Source organism: Nonomuraea muscovyensis, assembly GCF_014207745.1.
GTDB classification, from domain to species: Bacteria; Actinomycetota; Actinomycetes; order Streptosporangiales; family Streptosporangiaceae; genus Nonomuraea; species Nonomuraea muscovyensis.
This window is the reverse complement of the sequence record NZ_JACHJB010000002.1, coordinates 1,754,417-1,768,406: the sequence shown is the minus strand read 5'-3', so window position 1 is coordinate 1,768,406 and position 13,990 is coordinate 1,754,417. Positions and strand designations below refer to the sequence as shown.

At 73.7% G+C, this 13,990-nt stretch carries 12 protein-coding genes; 9 read left to right on the top strand and 3 right to left on the bottom strand.

The annotated features are described in order from the left end of the window. Positions 1-7: 7 nt before the first annotated feature. The gene (locus FHU36_RS24940; RefSeq protein ID WP_185086283.1) at positions 8-985 is read right to left on the bottom strand and encodes an NAD-dependent epimerase/dehydratase family protein; all 978 of its coding nucleotides are present in this window, start codon (positions 983-985) and stop codon (positions 8-10) included. A 205-nt stretch (positions 986-1,190) separates the two neighbouring features. Between FHU36_RS24940 and FHU36_RS24935 the strand changes: the two genes are divergently transcribed. Genes FHU36_RS24935 through FHU36_RS24925 form a run of 3 tightly spaced genes read left to right on the top strand, consistent with a single transcriptional unit; the run spans position 1,191 to position 4,825 of the window. Further along, positions 1,191-2,246 carry an iron ABC transporter substrate-binding protein gene (locus FHU36_RS24935; protein WP_185086282.1) on the top strand — a complete coding sequence of 352 codons (1,056 nt, stop codon included), beginning with the start codon at positions 1,191-1,193 and terminating at the stop codon, positions 2,244-2,246. Between the two features lie 6 nt (positions 2,247-2,252). Further along, the gene (locus FHU36_RS24930) at positions 2,253-3,788 is read left to right on the top strand and encodes an ABC transporter permease (protein WP_185086281.1); all 1,536 of its coding nucleotides are present in this window, start codon (positions 2,253-2,255) and stop codon (positions 3,786-3,788) included. Further along, positions 3,785-4,825 (top strand): ABC transporter ATP-binding protein, encoded by a 1,041-nt coding sequence (locus tag FHU36_RS24925; protein ID WP_185086280.1) that lies wholly within the window; start codon positions 3,785-3,787, stop codon positions 4,823-4,825. The genes FHU36_RS24930 and FHU36_RS24925 overlap by 4 nt, the downstream gene beginning before the upstream one ends. Positions 4,826-4,875: 50 nt before the next feature. Here the strand turns inward: FHU36_RS24925 and FHU36_RS24920 are convergent, their stop codons facing one another. Continuing rightward, entirely contained in the window at positions 4,876-6,336 is a 1,461-nt protein-coding gene (locus tag FHU36_RS24920; protein WP_312891791.1) for an MFS transporter, read from the bottom strand. Positions 6,337-6,483: 147 nt separating this feature from the next. Beyond that, complete coding sequence (locus tag FHU36_RS24915) at positions 6,484-8,145, bottom strand: class I adenylate-forming enzyme family protein (RefSeq protein ID WP_185086279.1); 1,662 nt, start codon at positions 8,143-8,145, stop codon at positions 6,484-6,486. Positions 8,146-8,353: 208 nt separating this feature from the next. Between FHU36_RS24915 and argC the strand changes: the two genes are divergently transcribed. Genes argC through FHU36_RS24885 form a run of 6 tightly spaced genes read left to right on the top strand, consistent with a single transcriptional unit; the run spans position 8,354 to position 13,987 of the window. Then, positions 8,354-9,376 (top strand): N-acetyl-gamma-glutamyl-phosphate reductase, encoded by a 1,023-nt coding sequence (gene argC, locus FHU36_RS24910; RefSeq protein WP_185086278.1) that lies wholly within the window; start codon positions 8,354-8,356, stop codon positions 9,374-9,376. Then, complete coding sequence (gene argJ / locus FHU36_RS24905; protein WP_185086277.1) at positions 9,373-10,524, top strand: bifunctional glutamate N-acetyltransferase/amino-acid acetyltransferase ArgJ; 1,152 nt, start codon at positions 9,373-9,375, stop codon at positions 10,522-10,524. Before argC ends, argJ begins: the two co-directional genes overlap by 4 nt. Beyond that, a complete protein-coding gene (gene argB, locus FHU36_RS24900) occupies positions 10,521-11,399 on the top strand; it encodes an acetylglutamate kinase (protein WP_185086276.1) in 879 nt (292 codons plus the stop codon). Before argJ ends, argB begins: the two co-directional genes overlap by 4 nt. Continuing rightward, positions 11,392-12,570 carry an acetylornithine transaminase gene (locus FHU36_RS24895; RefSeq protein WP_185086275.1) on the top strand — a complete coding sequence of 393 codons (1,179 nt, stop codon included), beginning with the start codon at positions 11,392-11,394 and terminating at the stop codon, positions 12,568-12,570. Before argB ends, FHU36_RS24895 begins: the two co-directional genes overlap by 8 nt. Further along, entirely contained in the window at positions 12,567-13,484 is a 918-nt protein-coding gene (argF, locus tag FHU36_RS24890; RefSeq protein WP_185086274.1) for an ornithine carbamoyltransferase, read from the top strand. The genes FHU36_RS24895 and argF overlap by 4 nt, the downstream gene beginning before the upstream one ends. After that, positions 13,481-13,987, top strand: a complete 507-nt coding sequence (locus FHU36_RS24885) for an arginine repressor (protein WP_185086273.1) — start codon at positions 13,481-13,483, stop codon at positions 13,985-13,987. The genes argF and FHU36_RS24885 overlap by 4 nt, the downstream gene beginning before the upstream one ends. The last annotated feature ends 3 nt before the right edge of the window (positions 13,988-13,990 follow it).

Sequence of the window (13,990 nt, the reverse complement as noted above, 5' to 3'; positions counted from 1 at the left end):
GGACAGCCTAGCGCGAGACGGAGGACAGGGCGCGGTCGTCCTCGGCGAAGTCGGTGAAGGCGTCGGCCGGGGGATGGGCCAGGTGCCAGCGGACCGAGTCGGCGATGGCGGCCGCCGGGTCCCGGGGCCGGAAGCCGAGCAGGTCGGCCGCCTTGCGGCTGCTCGCCAACACGTGCGGCACGGTCGCGCCGGTCAGGGCCAGGTCGGCGGGCAGCACGTCGTCGGCCACCTGGACGAGCTCGGCCTCGTGCCCGGCCGCCTGCAGGATCAGCCGCATCCATCCGTGCATGCTGTAGGACGTGGTCTCGCCGATGTTGAACACCTCGCCGGAGGCCGCCGCGGGCCGGTCGAGCGCGGCGAGGACGGCGGCGGCCGTGTCGTCCACGTGCAGCCGGGTCACCAGCGCGGTGCCCGGGCCGACCGGGATCCGCTCGCGGCCGGCGCGCACGCGCCGCAGCACCGGCTCCTCGCGCCGCTGCTGGTCGTGCGGTCCGTAGATCATCGCGAGCCGGAGCGCGGTGCCGCCGCGTGCGAGGTAGGCGGGCTCGACGTCCAGCTTGTCGTAGTCGTCCAGGCCCATGCCCTTGCCCCGGTAGAGGTGGCGGGAGCGGCGGACGGGCGCGTCCTCGCCGAAGGGCACCGGCACCGGCGTGCGGTCACCCGTGAGCAGCGCCTCGAACGCCTGGTAGACGTCCACGCTGGACAGCACCAGGAGATGGGCGTCGGGCAGGTGTGGCAGCACCGCCTCCACGTCGCGGCGGGTCAGCGCGTAGGTGTCGACCACAGCATCGGGGGCGAAGTCGCGGACCCGCCCGGCCACCGCGGCGAAGTGGCGCCGGTTGGCGTGCAGGTGGGGGCAGGCCGGGCCGCCCTCGGGTTCGCTCTGCCCGCGGTGCACCACGAGCACCTCGTCGCCCCGCGCCACGAGCGCCTCGACCACCCGCCGGCCGATGAACCGGGTGCCGCCCAGAACCAAGATCCGCATTCGTCCAGTCAGCCGGACCGGCCGGCGCGGCGGCAAGTGACTTCACTACCGGCGAAGCGCCGGGGAGCGATCCCGGCCCCGACCCCGGCACCGAACCCGACAGGGGGTACGGCAGTGTCCGAAGTCTCAGATTGGGCAAAACCGTTGACGCTTAGGTAAGGCACACCTAATCATGAGGTGCACGCAGAACCCAGGAAGGCACGTCATGGGCACCACCACCAGCCGGTTCGCCGCGTTCGCCGCGGCCACCCTCCTCGCTCCGCTCCTCGCCGCCTGCGGCGGCCAGGGCCAGGAGGCCGCCCCCGGCTCCACGACCGCGGCCGCCCGGCAGGCCTCCCCGCTCGTCGTCTACTCCGGGCGCGACGAGGCGCTGATCGGTCCGCTGCTCCAGAAGCTGGAGCGATCCACCGGCGGCAAGGTCGAGGTCCGCTACGGCGACAGTGCCGAGCTGGCCGCCCAGCTGCTGGAGGAGGGCGACAAGACCCAGGCCGACCTGTTCCTGTCGCAGGACGCGGGAGCGCTCGGCGCCCTCGCCGGGCAGGGCCGCCTGGAGCCGCTGCCGCCGGAGTCCCTGGACAGGGTCGGCCAGGCATACCGCGCCCACGACGGCACCTGGGTCGGGCTGTCGGGCCGGGCCCGCGTCATCGCCTACAACCCCGGCAAGACCGCCAAGGCGCCCGACAGCGTCCGTGACCTGACCAGGCCGGAGTGGCGCGGCAAGGTGGGCTACGCCCCGACGAACGCCTCCTTCCAGGCGTTCGTCACCGGCATGCGGGTCCTGGACGGCGACGACGCCACCCGCAAGTGGCTGGAGGACTTCAAGGCCAACGACCCGAAGGTGTACGAGAAGAACGGCGCGATCCTCGACGCCGTCGACTCCGGCGAGATCACCCTCGGTCTGATCAACCACTACTACTGGTTCGAGAAGGCCGCCGAGGTCGGGGCCGGCAAGATGACCGCCAAGCTGCACTTCCCGGCCAAGGGCGACCCCGGCGCGCTGGTCAACGTCGCCGGCGTCGGCGTCGTCAAGGGCGCCGACCAGGCCGCCGCGGCCCGCAAGGCGGTCGACTACCTGCTCTCGGCCGAGGCGCAGACCTACTTCGCCGACCAGACCAAGGAGTACCCGCTGGCGGCCGGCGTCACCAGCAAGGTCGAGGGGCTGCCGCCGCTGGAGTCCATCGACGCGCCGAAGATCGACCTCGGCAAGCTCAGCTCGCTCCAGGAGACCCTGGCGATGCTCCAGGAAACCGGGATGGTCTGACCCGGAGTGTCCGCCAACAGATCCTCTCCCGGCGCCGGGCGCAGGCCGTCGCCGCTCCTGGTCGGCTGGGCGGGCGTCGCTGCGGTGCTCGCCCTGCTGCCGCTGGTCTACCTCGGCGTGCGGGCGCTGGAACACGGCCCCGCCCACGCCTGGCGGATCGTCGCCACCGGCCGCACCCTCGAACTGCTCGCCCGCAGCCTGGGCCTGGCCGCCGTGGTCGTCGCCGCCTGCCTGCTGATCGGGGTCTCGCTGGCCTGGCTGACCGTGCGGACCGCGCTGCCGGGCGCGCGGGCCTGGTCCGTGCTCGCCACGCTGCCGCTCGCCGTGCCCAGCTACGTCGCCGCGTTCGCCTGGATCTCCACCGAGCCGGGCCTGGCCGGTTTCGCGGGCGCCGCGCTCGCCCTGACGCTGGTCAGCTACCCGTACGTCTACCTGCCGGTCGCGGCCACGCTGGGCGGCATCGACCCGGCGCAGGAGGAGGCGGCCCGCTCGCTCGGCCACGGCCCGCTGCGCACGTTCTGGCGGGTCACGCTGCCACAGCTGCGCCCGGCCGCGGCGGGCGGCGGAGTGCTCGTCGCGCTCTACGTGCTGTCCGACTTCGGCGCCGTCTCGATCATGCGGTACGAGACGTTCACCCGGGCGATCTTCACCTCCTACCGGGCGAGCTTCGACCGGACCCCGGCGGCCGCGCTCGGCTGCGTGCTGGTGGTGATGACCGTGCTGCTCGTGTGGGCCGAGGCGCGCACCCGCGGCCGGGCGGGCCACGCCCGCACCGGCGGCGGCAGCGCCCGGCCAGCCCCTCCGGCGCGGCTCGGCCGGCTGCGGTGGGCGGCGCTCGGCTGGTGCTCGGCGGTGGCCGCGGCGGGGGTCGTCTTCCCGCTGGCCACGCTCGGCTACTGGCTGACCGCCGGCAGGTCGGGCGCCTGGGAGCCCGAGCGGCTGCTGGAGACGGCCGCGGCCACCCTCGCCCTGGCCGCCGCGGGCGCGGCGCTGACCACCGCCTGCGCGCTGCCCGTCGGCATCCTCGCCGCCCGACACCGCGGCCGGATCGTCCACCTGCTGGAGCAGGCCGCGTACGCGGGGCACGCGGTGCCCGGCATCACCGTGGCGCTGGCCATGGTGTTCCTCGCGGTGCGCTACGCCTACCCGATCTACCAGGAGCCGCCGCTGCTGGTGCTCTGCTACGCGGTGCTGTTCATGCCGGTGGCCGTGGCGGCCACCCGCGCCGCCGTCCTGCAGTCCCCGCCGGTCCTGGAGGACGTGGCCCGCTCGCTCGGCGACTCCCCGCTGCGGGTGCTGCGCCGGGTCACCGTGCCGCTCGCCGCCCCCGGCATCGCGGCGGGGGCCGCCCTGACGTTCGTGGTGTGCATGAAGGAACTGCCCGCCACGCTGCTGCTGCGGCCCACCGGCGTCGACACGCTCGCCACCCGGCTGTGGGCCGAGACGACCACGGCCTCCTACGCCGCGGCGGCCCCGTACGCGGCCGTGCTGATCCTCATCGCGGCCGTCCCGTCGTACCTGCTCGGAAGGCGGCGCGCATGACCGACCTGAGGATCAGCGGGCTGGTCAAGTGCTACGAGCCGCAGGCGCGGGTGCTCGACGGCCTGGACCTCACCGTCCCGGCGGGCCTGCTGGCCGCCGTGCTCGGCCCGTCGGGCTGCGGCAAGACCACGCTGCTGCGCGTGGTGGCGGGCTTCCTGCGCGCCGATGCCGGCACCGTGGAGCTCGGCGGTCGGATCGTGTGCGGGCCGGGCGTGCACGTGCCGCCCGAGCGGCGCCGGGTCGGCATCGTCCCGCAGGAGGGCGCTCTGTTCCCGCACCTGAGCGTCGCGGCCAACGTGGCGTTCGGCCTCACCGGTATCGGCCGCGCGGAGCGGCGCCGCCGTACCGGCGAGATGCTGGAGCTGGTCGGGCTGCCGGGTCACGGGGAGCGGATGCCGCACGAGCTGTCCGGCGGCCAGCAGCAGCGCGTCGCCGTCGCCCGGGCGCTGGCGCCGGCACCCGACCTGGTGCTGCTGGACGAGCCGTTCAACGCGCTCGACAGCGCCCTGCGGGCGGGCGTGCGCGCCGACGTGCGCGCCGCGCTGCGGGCCACCGGCGCCACGGGCCTGCTGGTCACCCACGACCAGCAGGAGGCGCTGTCTACCGCCGACCTGGTGGCCGTGCTGAGGGAGGGCAGGGTCGCCCAGTGCGGCACGCCCGAGGAGGTCTACCGGCGGCCGGCCGACCTGTGGGTGGCCGGGTTCGTCGGCGAGGCGGTGTTCCTGCCCGCCACGGTCGAGGACGGCACGGCGGCCACGCCCCTCGGCCGCATTCCCCTGGCGGGCGACCGCAGAGGTCCCGGCGGCGTCGTCGTGCTGCGACCCGAACAGCTCGTGCTGGGCGAGGCGGGCACCCGCGGCACGTGCGGCACCGTGGTGGATGTCCGCTTCTACGGGCACGACGCCATGGTCCGGGTGGCCGTGGCCGGTCTGGACGAGCCGGTGGCGGTCCGGGTGGCGGGTCCGGCCGGGGTCCGGCCGGGGGAGCGGGCCGCCGTGTCCGTCACCGGCGAGGCGACCCTGCACGCCGCCCCGTGACGGCCGTGTCCCCGGCGGGGCGAGGCCCGCCGGGGACACGAGGGGGGAGCTCAGTGCCGGCTGTTCCTCGGCAGCAGGAAGCCGAGCGCGAACGCCACAGCCACCAGTCCCAGCGTGATCAGCGAGACGGCCTGCGCGGCGTCCACCGCCCGCGCCACGCCCGCGCCGGGGGCGGGGGAGCCGAGCCGGCCGAAGAACACCGTGCCGAGGACGGCGATGCCGAGCGAGGCGCCGAGCTGCTGGATGCTCTCCAGGACGCCGGCCGCCGAGCCGACCTCGTGGTCCTCGACGTCGCCCATGATGATGCCGAACAGCGGCACGAAGATCATGCCCATGCCGGCCCCGCCCAGCAGCAGCGGGAGCACCAGGTCCCACGCGCCGACCGTGCCGGCCACGGTACCCGCCCAGCCGAGGACGAGGTGGAAGGCCAGCACGCCGGCGGCCAGGATGCCCAGCCCCAGGTGCAGGACGGCCCGCCCGAGGGTGGCCGTCCTGGCCGCCGAGAACCCGGTGCCGAGGAACGCCCCCACCGCGAAGGCCGTCATCGTCAGGCTGGCCCGCAGCGCGCTGTAGCCCAGCCCGAGCTGCAGGAACATGCCGATCGCCAGCGAGAAGCCGCAGACCGCGCCGAAGAACACGACGACGAGCACGGTGCCGGAGGTGTAGGAGCGCTTGCCGAACACGCTTGGCTCGATCAGCGTGGCCGCCCCGCGCCGCGCGCGCCGCACCTGGTGCAGCGCGAAGACGGCGAACACCGGCAGCGACGCGACGGCCATCACCAGCGACCAGGCGGGCCAGCCCAGCTCGCGGCCCTGCACCAGCGGGTGGACCAGCAGCAGGATCGCCACCCCGGCCAGCAGGCCGCCGCCCAGGTCCAGCCGCGAGGAGGGGGCCGAGGCCGGTACGGCGGGCAGCACCCTGGCGCCCACGGCCAGCGCGAACGCCCCCAGCGGCAGGTTGATCAGGAAGATCATCCGCCAGCCCGTGCCGAACAGGTCGGCCTCGACCAGCAGTCCTGCCACGATCGGCCCGAGGATCGTGGCCAGCCCGATGACCGGGCCGAAGGCGCCGAACGCCTTGCCCACCTCGGCCGGCGGGAACAGGTCGCGGATGAGCCCGAACCCCTGCGGGATCATCACCGCCCCGGCCAGCCCCTGCAGCACCCGGGCCACGATGAGCGCATCCGGCGTGGCCGACAGCGCGCAGGCCAGCGAGGTGAGGACGAAGCCGGCCGTGCCCATGAGCAGCATGCGCCGGCGCCCGTACACGTCGCCGAGCCGGCCGCCCACGAGCAGCCCGACGGCCAGGGCGAGGGTGTAGCCGGCCGCGATCCACTGCAGGCTCGCGTAGCCGCCGCCGAGGTCGGCCTGGATGGCGGGGCCGCCGACGCTCACGACGGTGGAGTCGAGCAGGTTCATCAGCGTCGCGGCGAGCACGGCGGCCAGGCCCAGCCAGCGGCGCCGGTCAGGGGTCGCGGCGGTGGGGGCCGGCGCCTCGAGTACTGCGGTCACGGGTTCCTCCAGAATCCGGAACGGATCGCTCTGTTCACGAACAGCATATCGGAACGGAACGATATATTCCACACTCGGGGCCGGGAAAAGGCCGCCGGATCGAGCCGGCGGCCTTGGCGGGGGGGCAGAGGGCGTGCAGGGGGTGGATCAGGTGCCGAGGATCTCCCGTCGCAGGTGCGTCTTGAGGATCTTGCCGCCCGGGTTGCGCGGCAGCTCACCTTCCCGGAACCACACGTGCACCGGGATCTTGAACTTCGCGATCCGCCCGGACAGGAACTCCCGCAGCTCTCCGGCCGTCACCGCGGAGCCCGGCGCCAGGCACACGACCGCACCCACCTCCTCGCCGAGCTCGTCGTGCGGCACCCCGATCACCGCGGCGTCGTCCACCGCCGGATGCTCGAACAGCGCGGCCTCGACCTCGGCGCAGTAGACGTTCTCGCCGCCCCTGATCACCATGTCCTTGGCCCGGTCGACGATGTAGACGAACCCCTCGTCGTCGATCCTCGCCAGGTCGCCGGTGTGCAGCCAGCCGTTCACGAACGTCTGCGCCGTCTCCTCCGGCCGGTTCCAGTAGCCGAGGATGACGTTCGGCCCGCGCACGCACAGCTCGCCGACCTCGCCCACCGGCAGTTCCTTGCCCTCCGGGTCCACCACCCGCACGTCCACCACCGCCGACGGCAGCCCGATGCTGTCCGGCCGGGCGTCGTAGTCGGGGCCGCCGTTGCCGATGGCCAGCGCGGTCGTCTCCGTCATGCCGTAACCGTTGGACGGCGCCCGGTTCGGCAGGGTCTCGTTGATCCGCTCCAGCAGCCGGGGCGGGGCCGGCGCGCCGCCGTAGCCGAGCGTGGTGAGCGAGGACAGGTCGTGGTCGGCGAAGGCGGGGTGCGACATGAGCTGCCAGGCGTTGGTCGGCACGCCGATCATCGTGGTGACCTTCTCGCGCTCGATCAGCCGCAGCGCCTGCCCGGGGTCCCACTTGTACATGAGCACCAGCCCGCCGCCGGTGAACATCGTCGTGGTCAGCGCGGAGAAGCAACCCGTGACGTGGAACAGCGGCACGGTCAGCAGCGTCACCCGCCGCACGCCCGCCGCCTCGGCGATGTCCCTGCCCGCCAGCGCCACCGCCCGCAGCAGCCCGTACGCCACCGTCATGGGCGACTGGCCCACGTTGCGGTGGCTGCCCAGCGCGCCCTTGGGGCGGCCGGTCGTCCCGGAGGTGTAGAAGATCGTCGCCGGGTCCTCGGGTGCCAGCTCCACCTCCGGCAGCGTCACGTCGGCGCGCACCTCGCCCAGCACCTCGTCCAGCGAGCGCGCGCCCGCGGGCGGCTCGCCCCTGGTCACGATCAGCGGGACGCCCGTGGACGCCAGCCTCGCGGCCCGCTCGCCGTCCGCGATCAGCACCTTGGCGCCCGAGTCGGTGACGCCGTACGCCAGCTCCTGCTCGGTCCACCAGGCGTTCAGCGGTACGGCCACGGCGCCCGCCGCGAGCGCGGCCGAGAAGGCGACCACCCACTCGGGGTAGTTGCGCATGGCCACCACGACCCGGTCGCCCTTCGCGACGCCGTAGTCCTCCACCAGCCGGCGGGCCAGCGTCGCCGCCCGCCGGAAGTGCTCCTCGAACGTGATGTGCTCGTCCTCGTAGACGAGGAAGACCTTCTCGCCGTGGAACCGGCTCATCTCCAGCAGGGCCCGGAAGTGCCCAGGCGCGTGCTTCCAGGTGCGGATCCCGGTGTCGCCGATCTCCTCGAGCTCGAAGAGCTGACCGGGCCCGGTGAGCTGGGCCTCTACCTCGGCATGCGTAAGGGTCATGCGCAGACTCCCGCAGGTGGACGGCTGATCCGGCCTTCACAGTACCGACCGGTAAGTATGTGCGCCAGACCACACCTGGGCGTGCCCGGCTTGCACATCCATCCCCGGCCGTGCATCATCTTCTTCATAGCAAAGTCATGAGGAAGCGTGCATGAACATACAGTGTGTATGAACACACAGCGCGCACGAACACACAGGGGGTTCTGTGATGAGGGCGGCGGTCGCCGGAGCCAGCGGCTACGCGGGAGGGGAGCTGCTGAGGCTGCTGCTCGGCCACCCGGAGCTTGAGATCGGCGCGCTGACCGCGGCCTCCAGCGCCGGCAGCGCGCTGGGCGCCCACCAGCCCCACCTGCCCGCCCTGGCCGGCCGCGTCATCGGGGACACCACCCCCGAGGCCCTCGCCGGTCACGACGTCGTCTTCCTCGCGCTGCCGCACGGCCACTCCGCCGCGGTGGCCGCCGCACTCGGCGGCGACACCCTCGTCGTCGACTGCGGCGCCGACCACCGGCTCGCCGACCCCGCCGCCTGGCAGGAGTTCTACGGCGGCGAGCACGCCGGCACCTGGCCGTACGGCCTGCCCGAGCTGCCCGGCCAGCGCGAGCTGCTCAAGTCCGCCCGCCGGATCGCCGTCCCCGGCTGCTACCCGACCTCGGTCCTGCTCGCGCTCGCGCCCGCCTTCGCCGCCGGCCTGGCCGAGCCCGACGTGGTCGTGGTGGCCGCGAGCGGCACCAGCGGCGCCGGCAGGTCGCTCAAGCCCAACCTCCTCGGCAGCGAGGTCATGGGCTCGGTCAGCGCCTACGGCGTCGGCGGCGTCCACCGGCACACCCCCGAGATGGAGCAGGGGCTCACGGCCGTCGCCGGCACGCCGGTGCGGGTGTCGTTCACCCCCACACTGGCCCCGATGAGCCGCGGCATCCTCGCCACCTGCTCGGCGCCCGCCACACCCGGCCTGACCAGGTCAGCCGTGCGCGAGGCGTACGAGAGCGCGCTGGCCACCGAGCCCTTCGTGCGACTGCTGCCCGAGGGCGCCTGGCCCGCCACCGCGATGACCTACGGCGCCAACACCGCCGCGCTGCAGGTGACGCTCGACGAGCGCGCCGGCCGCCTGGTCGCCGTCATCGCCATCGACAACCTCACCAAGGGCACGGCCGGAGGCGCGATCCAGAGCGCCAACCTCGCTCTCGGCCTGCCGGAAGAGCTCGGTCTCCCCACGACAGGAGTGGCCCCATGAGTGTGACCGCCCCCCTCGGCTTCCGGGCCGCGGGCATCGCCGCCGGCATCAAGTCCGGCGACGCCCGCGACCTGGCCCTCGTCGTCAACGACGGACCGAGCCGCGCCGCGGCCGGCGTCTTCACCGCCAACCGCGTCAAGGCCGCGCCCGTGCTGTGGTCGCAGCAGGTGCTGCGCGGCGGGCGCCTGCGTGCCGTCGTGCTCAACTCCGGCGGCGCCAACGCCTGCACCGGCCCCGAGGGCTTCCAGGACACCCACGCCACCGCCGAGAAGGTCGCCGAGGTCATCGACGACTCCGCCGGTGAGGTCGCCGTCTGCTCCACCGGCCTGATCGGCGAGCGGCTGCCGATGGACGCCCTGCTGTCGGGCGTCGAGCAGGCCGCCGCCCAGCTCTCGCGCGACGGCGGGCTGGCCGCCGCCGACGCCATCCGCACCACCGACACCGTCTCCAAGATCTCCTTCAAGCGGGCCGACGGCTACATGGTGGGCGGCATGGCCAAGGGCGCCGGCATGCTCGCCCCGGGCCTGGCCACCATGCTCTGCGTGATCACCACCGACGCCGACCTGACGGCCGAGCAGCTCGACACCGTGCTGCGCCGGGCCACCGCCACGACCTTCGACCGACTCGACACCGACGGCTGCATGTCCACCAACGACACCGTGCTGCTGCTCGCCAGCGGCGCCGCCGGTCTCACGCCCGACCTGGCCGAGTTCGAGCAGAAGGTCACCGAGGTCTGCGCCGACCTGGCCAGGCAGCTCCTCGTCGACGCCGAGGGCGCCAGCAAGGCCATCGCGATCGAGGTGGTCGGAGCCGCCAGCGAGGACGACGCCGTCACGGTCGGCCGTGCCGTGTCCCGGTCCAACCTGCTCAAGTGCGCCATCCACGGCGAGGACCCCAACTGGGGCCGCGTGCTGGCCGCCGCCGGCACCACCGACGCCGTCTTCGAGCCCGACCGGCTCAACGTCGCCATCAACGGCATCTGGGTCTGCCGCGGCGGCGCGGTCGGCGACGACCGCGACAAGGTCGACATGCGCCCCCGCGACGTGACGATCACCATCGACCTGGGGGCCGGCCCCCACACCGCGACGGTCCACACCACCGACCTGACCGCGGCCTACGTCCACGAGAACTCGGCGTACTCGTCATGAGAGCCAACGGCGCGCACGCCAAGGCCGGCACCCTCATCGAGGCGCTGCCCTGGCTGACCCGCTTCCACGGCGCGACCGTCGTCATCAAGTACGGCGGCAACGCGATGACCGAGCAGGCCCTCCAGGAGGGCTTCGCCGAGGACGTCGTCTTCCTGCGCCACGCCGGCCTGCGCCCGGTCGTCGTGCACGGCGGCGGGCCCCAGATCAGTGAGCACCTCGACCGGCTCGGCATCGAGTCCACCTTCACCGCCGGTCTGCGGGTCACCACGCCCGAGGCCATGCAGGTCGTCAGGATGGTGCTCGTCGGCCAGGTCAACCGCGACGTGGTCGGCCTGATCAACCGGCACGGCCCGTTCGCCGTGGGCCTGTCCGGCGAGGACGCCCACCTGTTCACCGCCGAGCGCAAGCACGCGCTCGTCGACGGCGAGCCCGTCGACATCGGCCAGGTCGGCGAGATCGTCAAGGTCGAGCCCGGCGCCGTCCAGGCCCTGCTCGACGACGGCCGCATCCCCGTCGTCTCCAGCATCGCCCGCGGCGCCGACGGAGAAATCTACAATGTAAATGCCGACACCGCGGCCGCCGCGCTGGCCGTCGCCCTGGGCGCCCAGAAGCTCGTCATCCTCACCGACGTCGAGGGCCTGTACGCCAACTGGCCCGACGACACCGACGTGATCGACGAGCTGGCCGCCACGGAGCTCGAAGCCCTCATGCCCACCCTGTCCAGCGGTATGGTCCCCAAGATGGGGGCATGCCTGACAGCGGTGCGCGGCGGCGTCCCACGGGCCCACGTGCTCGACGGCCGGGTGCCCCACGCGCTGCTTCTGGAGATCTTCACCGACGAAGGAATCGGAACCATGGTGATGCCCGATGAGTGACCACCCGAGCCTGTACGACAGGTTCGAGCGGGCCTTCATGCCCAACTACGGCGTCCCGCCGGTGGCCCTGGCCCGCGGCGAGGGCACCCGCGTGTGGGACGTCGACGGCAACGCCTACCTCGACTTCGTCGGCGGCATCGCCGTCAGCTCCCTCGGCCACGCCCACCCCGCGCTGGTCGAGGCGGTCTCCCGGCAGGTCGCGACGCTCGCCCACACCAGCAACCTGTTCCTGCACGAGCCCGAGGTGCTGCTCGCCGAGCGCCTGCTCGGCCTGCTCGGCACGCCCGGCCGCGTCTTCTTCGCCAACTCCGGCACCGAGGCCAACGAGGCCGCCTACAAGCTCGCGCTCAAGTACGGCAGGCGCGAGGGCCGCAGCTACTTCGTCGCCGCCGAGAACGGCTTCCACGGCCGCACCATCGGCGCCCTGTCACTGACCGGCAAGCAGTCCATCCGCGACCAGTTCGGCCCGTTCCCGGTGGACGTCCGGTTCGTCCCGTACGGTGACGCCGACGCCCTCAAGGAGGCCGTCACCGGCGACTGCATCGCGGTCTTCCTCGAACCCACCCAGGGCGAGGCCGGCGTCGTCCCGCCGCCCGACGGCTACCTGGCCGCCGCCCGCGAGATCTGCGACGCCACCGGCGCGCTGCTCGTCGCCGACGAGATCCAGTCGGCGATCGGCCGCACCGGCCACTGGTTCGCCCACCAGGCCGACGGCTTCGTCCCCGACATCCTCACCCTCGCCAAGGGTCTCGGCGGCGGCCTGCCCATCGGCGCCTGCATCGGGTTCGGCGCGGCCGGCACCCTGTTCGCCAAGGGCGACCACGGCTCCACCTTCGGCGGCAACCCGATCTCCTGCGCCGCCGCCCTGGCCGTCCTCGACCACGTCGACCTCGACCACGTCAAGCGGGTCGCGCGGCGGCTGCGCGCCGGCCTGGAGGCGGTGGACCACCCGCTGCTGAAGGGCGTGCGCGGCCGCGGCCTGTGGCTGGCCACCGTGCTGACCGAGCCCGTCTCCGGCCGCGTCCAGGAGGCCGCCGCCCGCGCGGGCTTCCTGGTCAACGCCCTCCAGCCGGACGCCGTCCGGCTCGCCCCGCCGCTCGTGGTGACGGACGAGGAGATCGACGCTCTGGTGTCCGCGTTCCCCGCGATCCTGACGGAGGCGAGCCGGTGAGACACTTCCTGAAGGACGACGACCTCACTCCCGCCGAGCAGGCCGAGGTGCTCGACCTGGCCGAGGCGATGAAGAAGGACCGCTTCGGCTACCGCCCCCTCGCCGGGCCCCGGACCGTCGCCGTGCTGTTCGACAAGCCGTCCACCCGCACGCGCGTGTCGTTCGCCGTCGGCGTCGGCGAGCTGGGCGGGCTGCCGCTCGTCATCGACGGCGGCTCCTCCCAGCTGGGCCGCGGCGAGCCCATCGAGGACACCGCCCGCGTCCTGGAACGCCAGGTCGCCGCGATCGTCTGGCGCACCTCCGGCCAGGAGCGCATCGAGGCGATGGCCTCGGCCTCCCACGTGCCCGTGGTCAACGCGCTCACCGACGAGTTCCACCCCTGCCAGATCCTCGCCGACCTGCAGACCGTCCGCGAACGCCTCGGCCGCACGGCCGGGCTGACGCTGGCCTACCTCGGCGACGGCGCCAACAACATGGCCCACTCCTACCTGCTCGGCTGCGCCACCGCCGGCATGAACGTGCGCATCGGCGCGCCCCCCGGCTACCAGCCGGACGCCGTCGTCCTCGACCGCGCCGCCGCCATCGCCGCCGAGACCGGCGGCTCCGTCACGGCGGTGTCCGACCCGGTCGCCGCCGTCGCCGGCGCGCACGTCGTCGCCACCGACACCTGGGTGTCGATGGGCCAGGACGGCAAGGAGGAGCGGGTCGCCGCCCTCATGCCCTACCAGGTCAACGCCGAGCTGCTCGGCCACGCGGCGGGCGAGGCGATCGTGCTGCACTGCCTGCCCGCCTACCGCGGCTACGAGATCACCGCCGACGTCCTCGAAGGACCCGCCAGCGCCGTGTGGGACCAGGCGGAGAACCGGCTGCACGCCCAGAAGGCGCTGCTGCACTGGCTGGTGGGTCAGGCATGACCATCCCGATGACCAAGGTCGCGCGCCAGGCGAAGATCACCGACCTGTTGCAGCGCCAGCCCGTACGCTCCCAGCCCGAGCTGGCCAAGCTGCTCGCCGAGAGCGGCGTCGAGGTCACCCAGGCGACCCTGTCGCGCGACCTCGACGAACTGGGGGCGCTCAAGCTGCGCGCCGAGGACGGTTCCCTGGTGTACGCGCTGCCCGGCGAGGGCGGCGGCCGCATCCCGCTGGCCCGCCTCGGCACCGGCGAGACTCCCGCGGCGCGGCTGCACCGCATCGCCGAGGAGCTGCTCGTCTCCGCCGAGGCCTCGGCCAACCTGGTCATCGTCCGCACTCCACCCGGCGCCGCCCAGTTCCTCGCCTCCGCCATCGACCACGCCGACTGGGAGTCCATCCTCGGCACCGTCGCCGGCGACGACACGATCCTGGTGATCAGCCGCGACCCGCAGGGCGGCCAGGCGCTCGCCGGCGCCCTGCTGAAGGCCGCCGACCGGCGCAGCTGACAC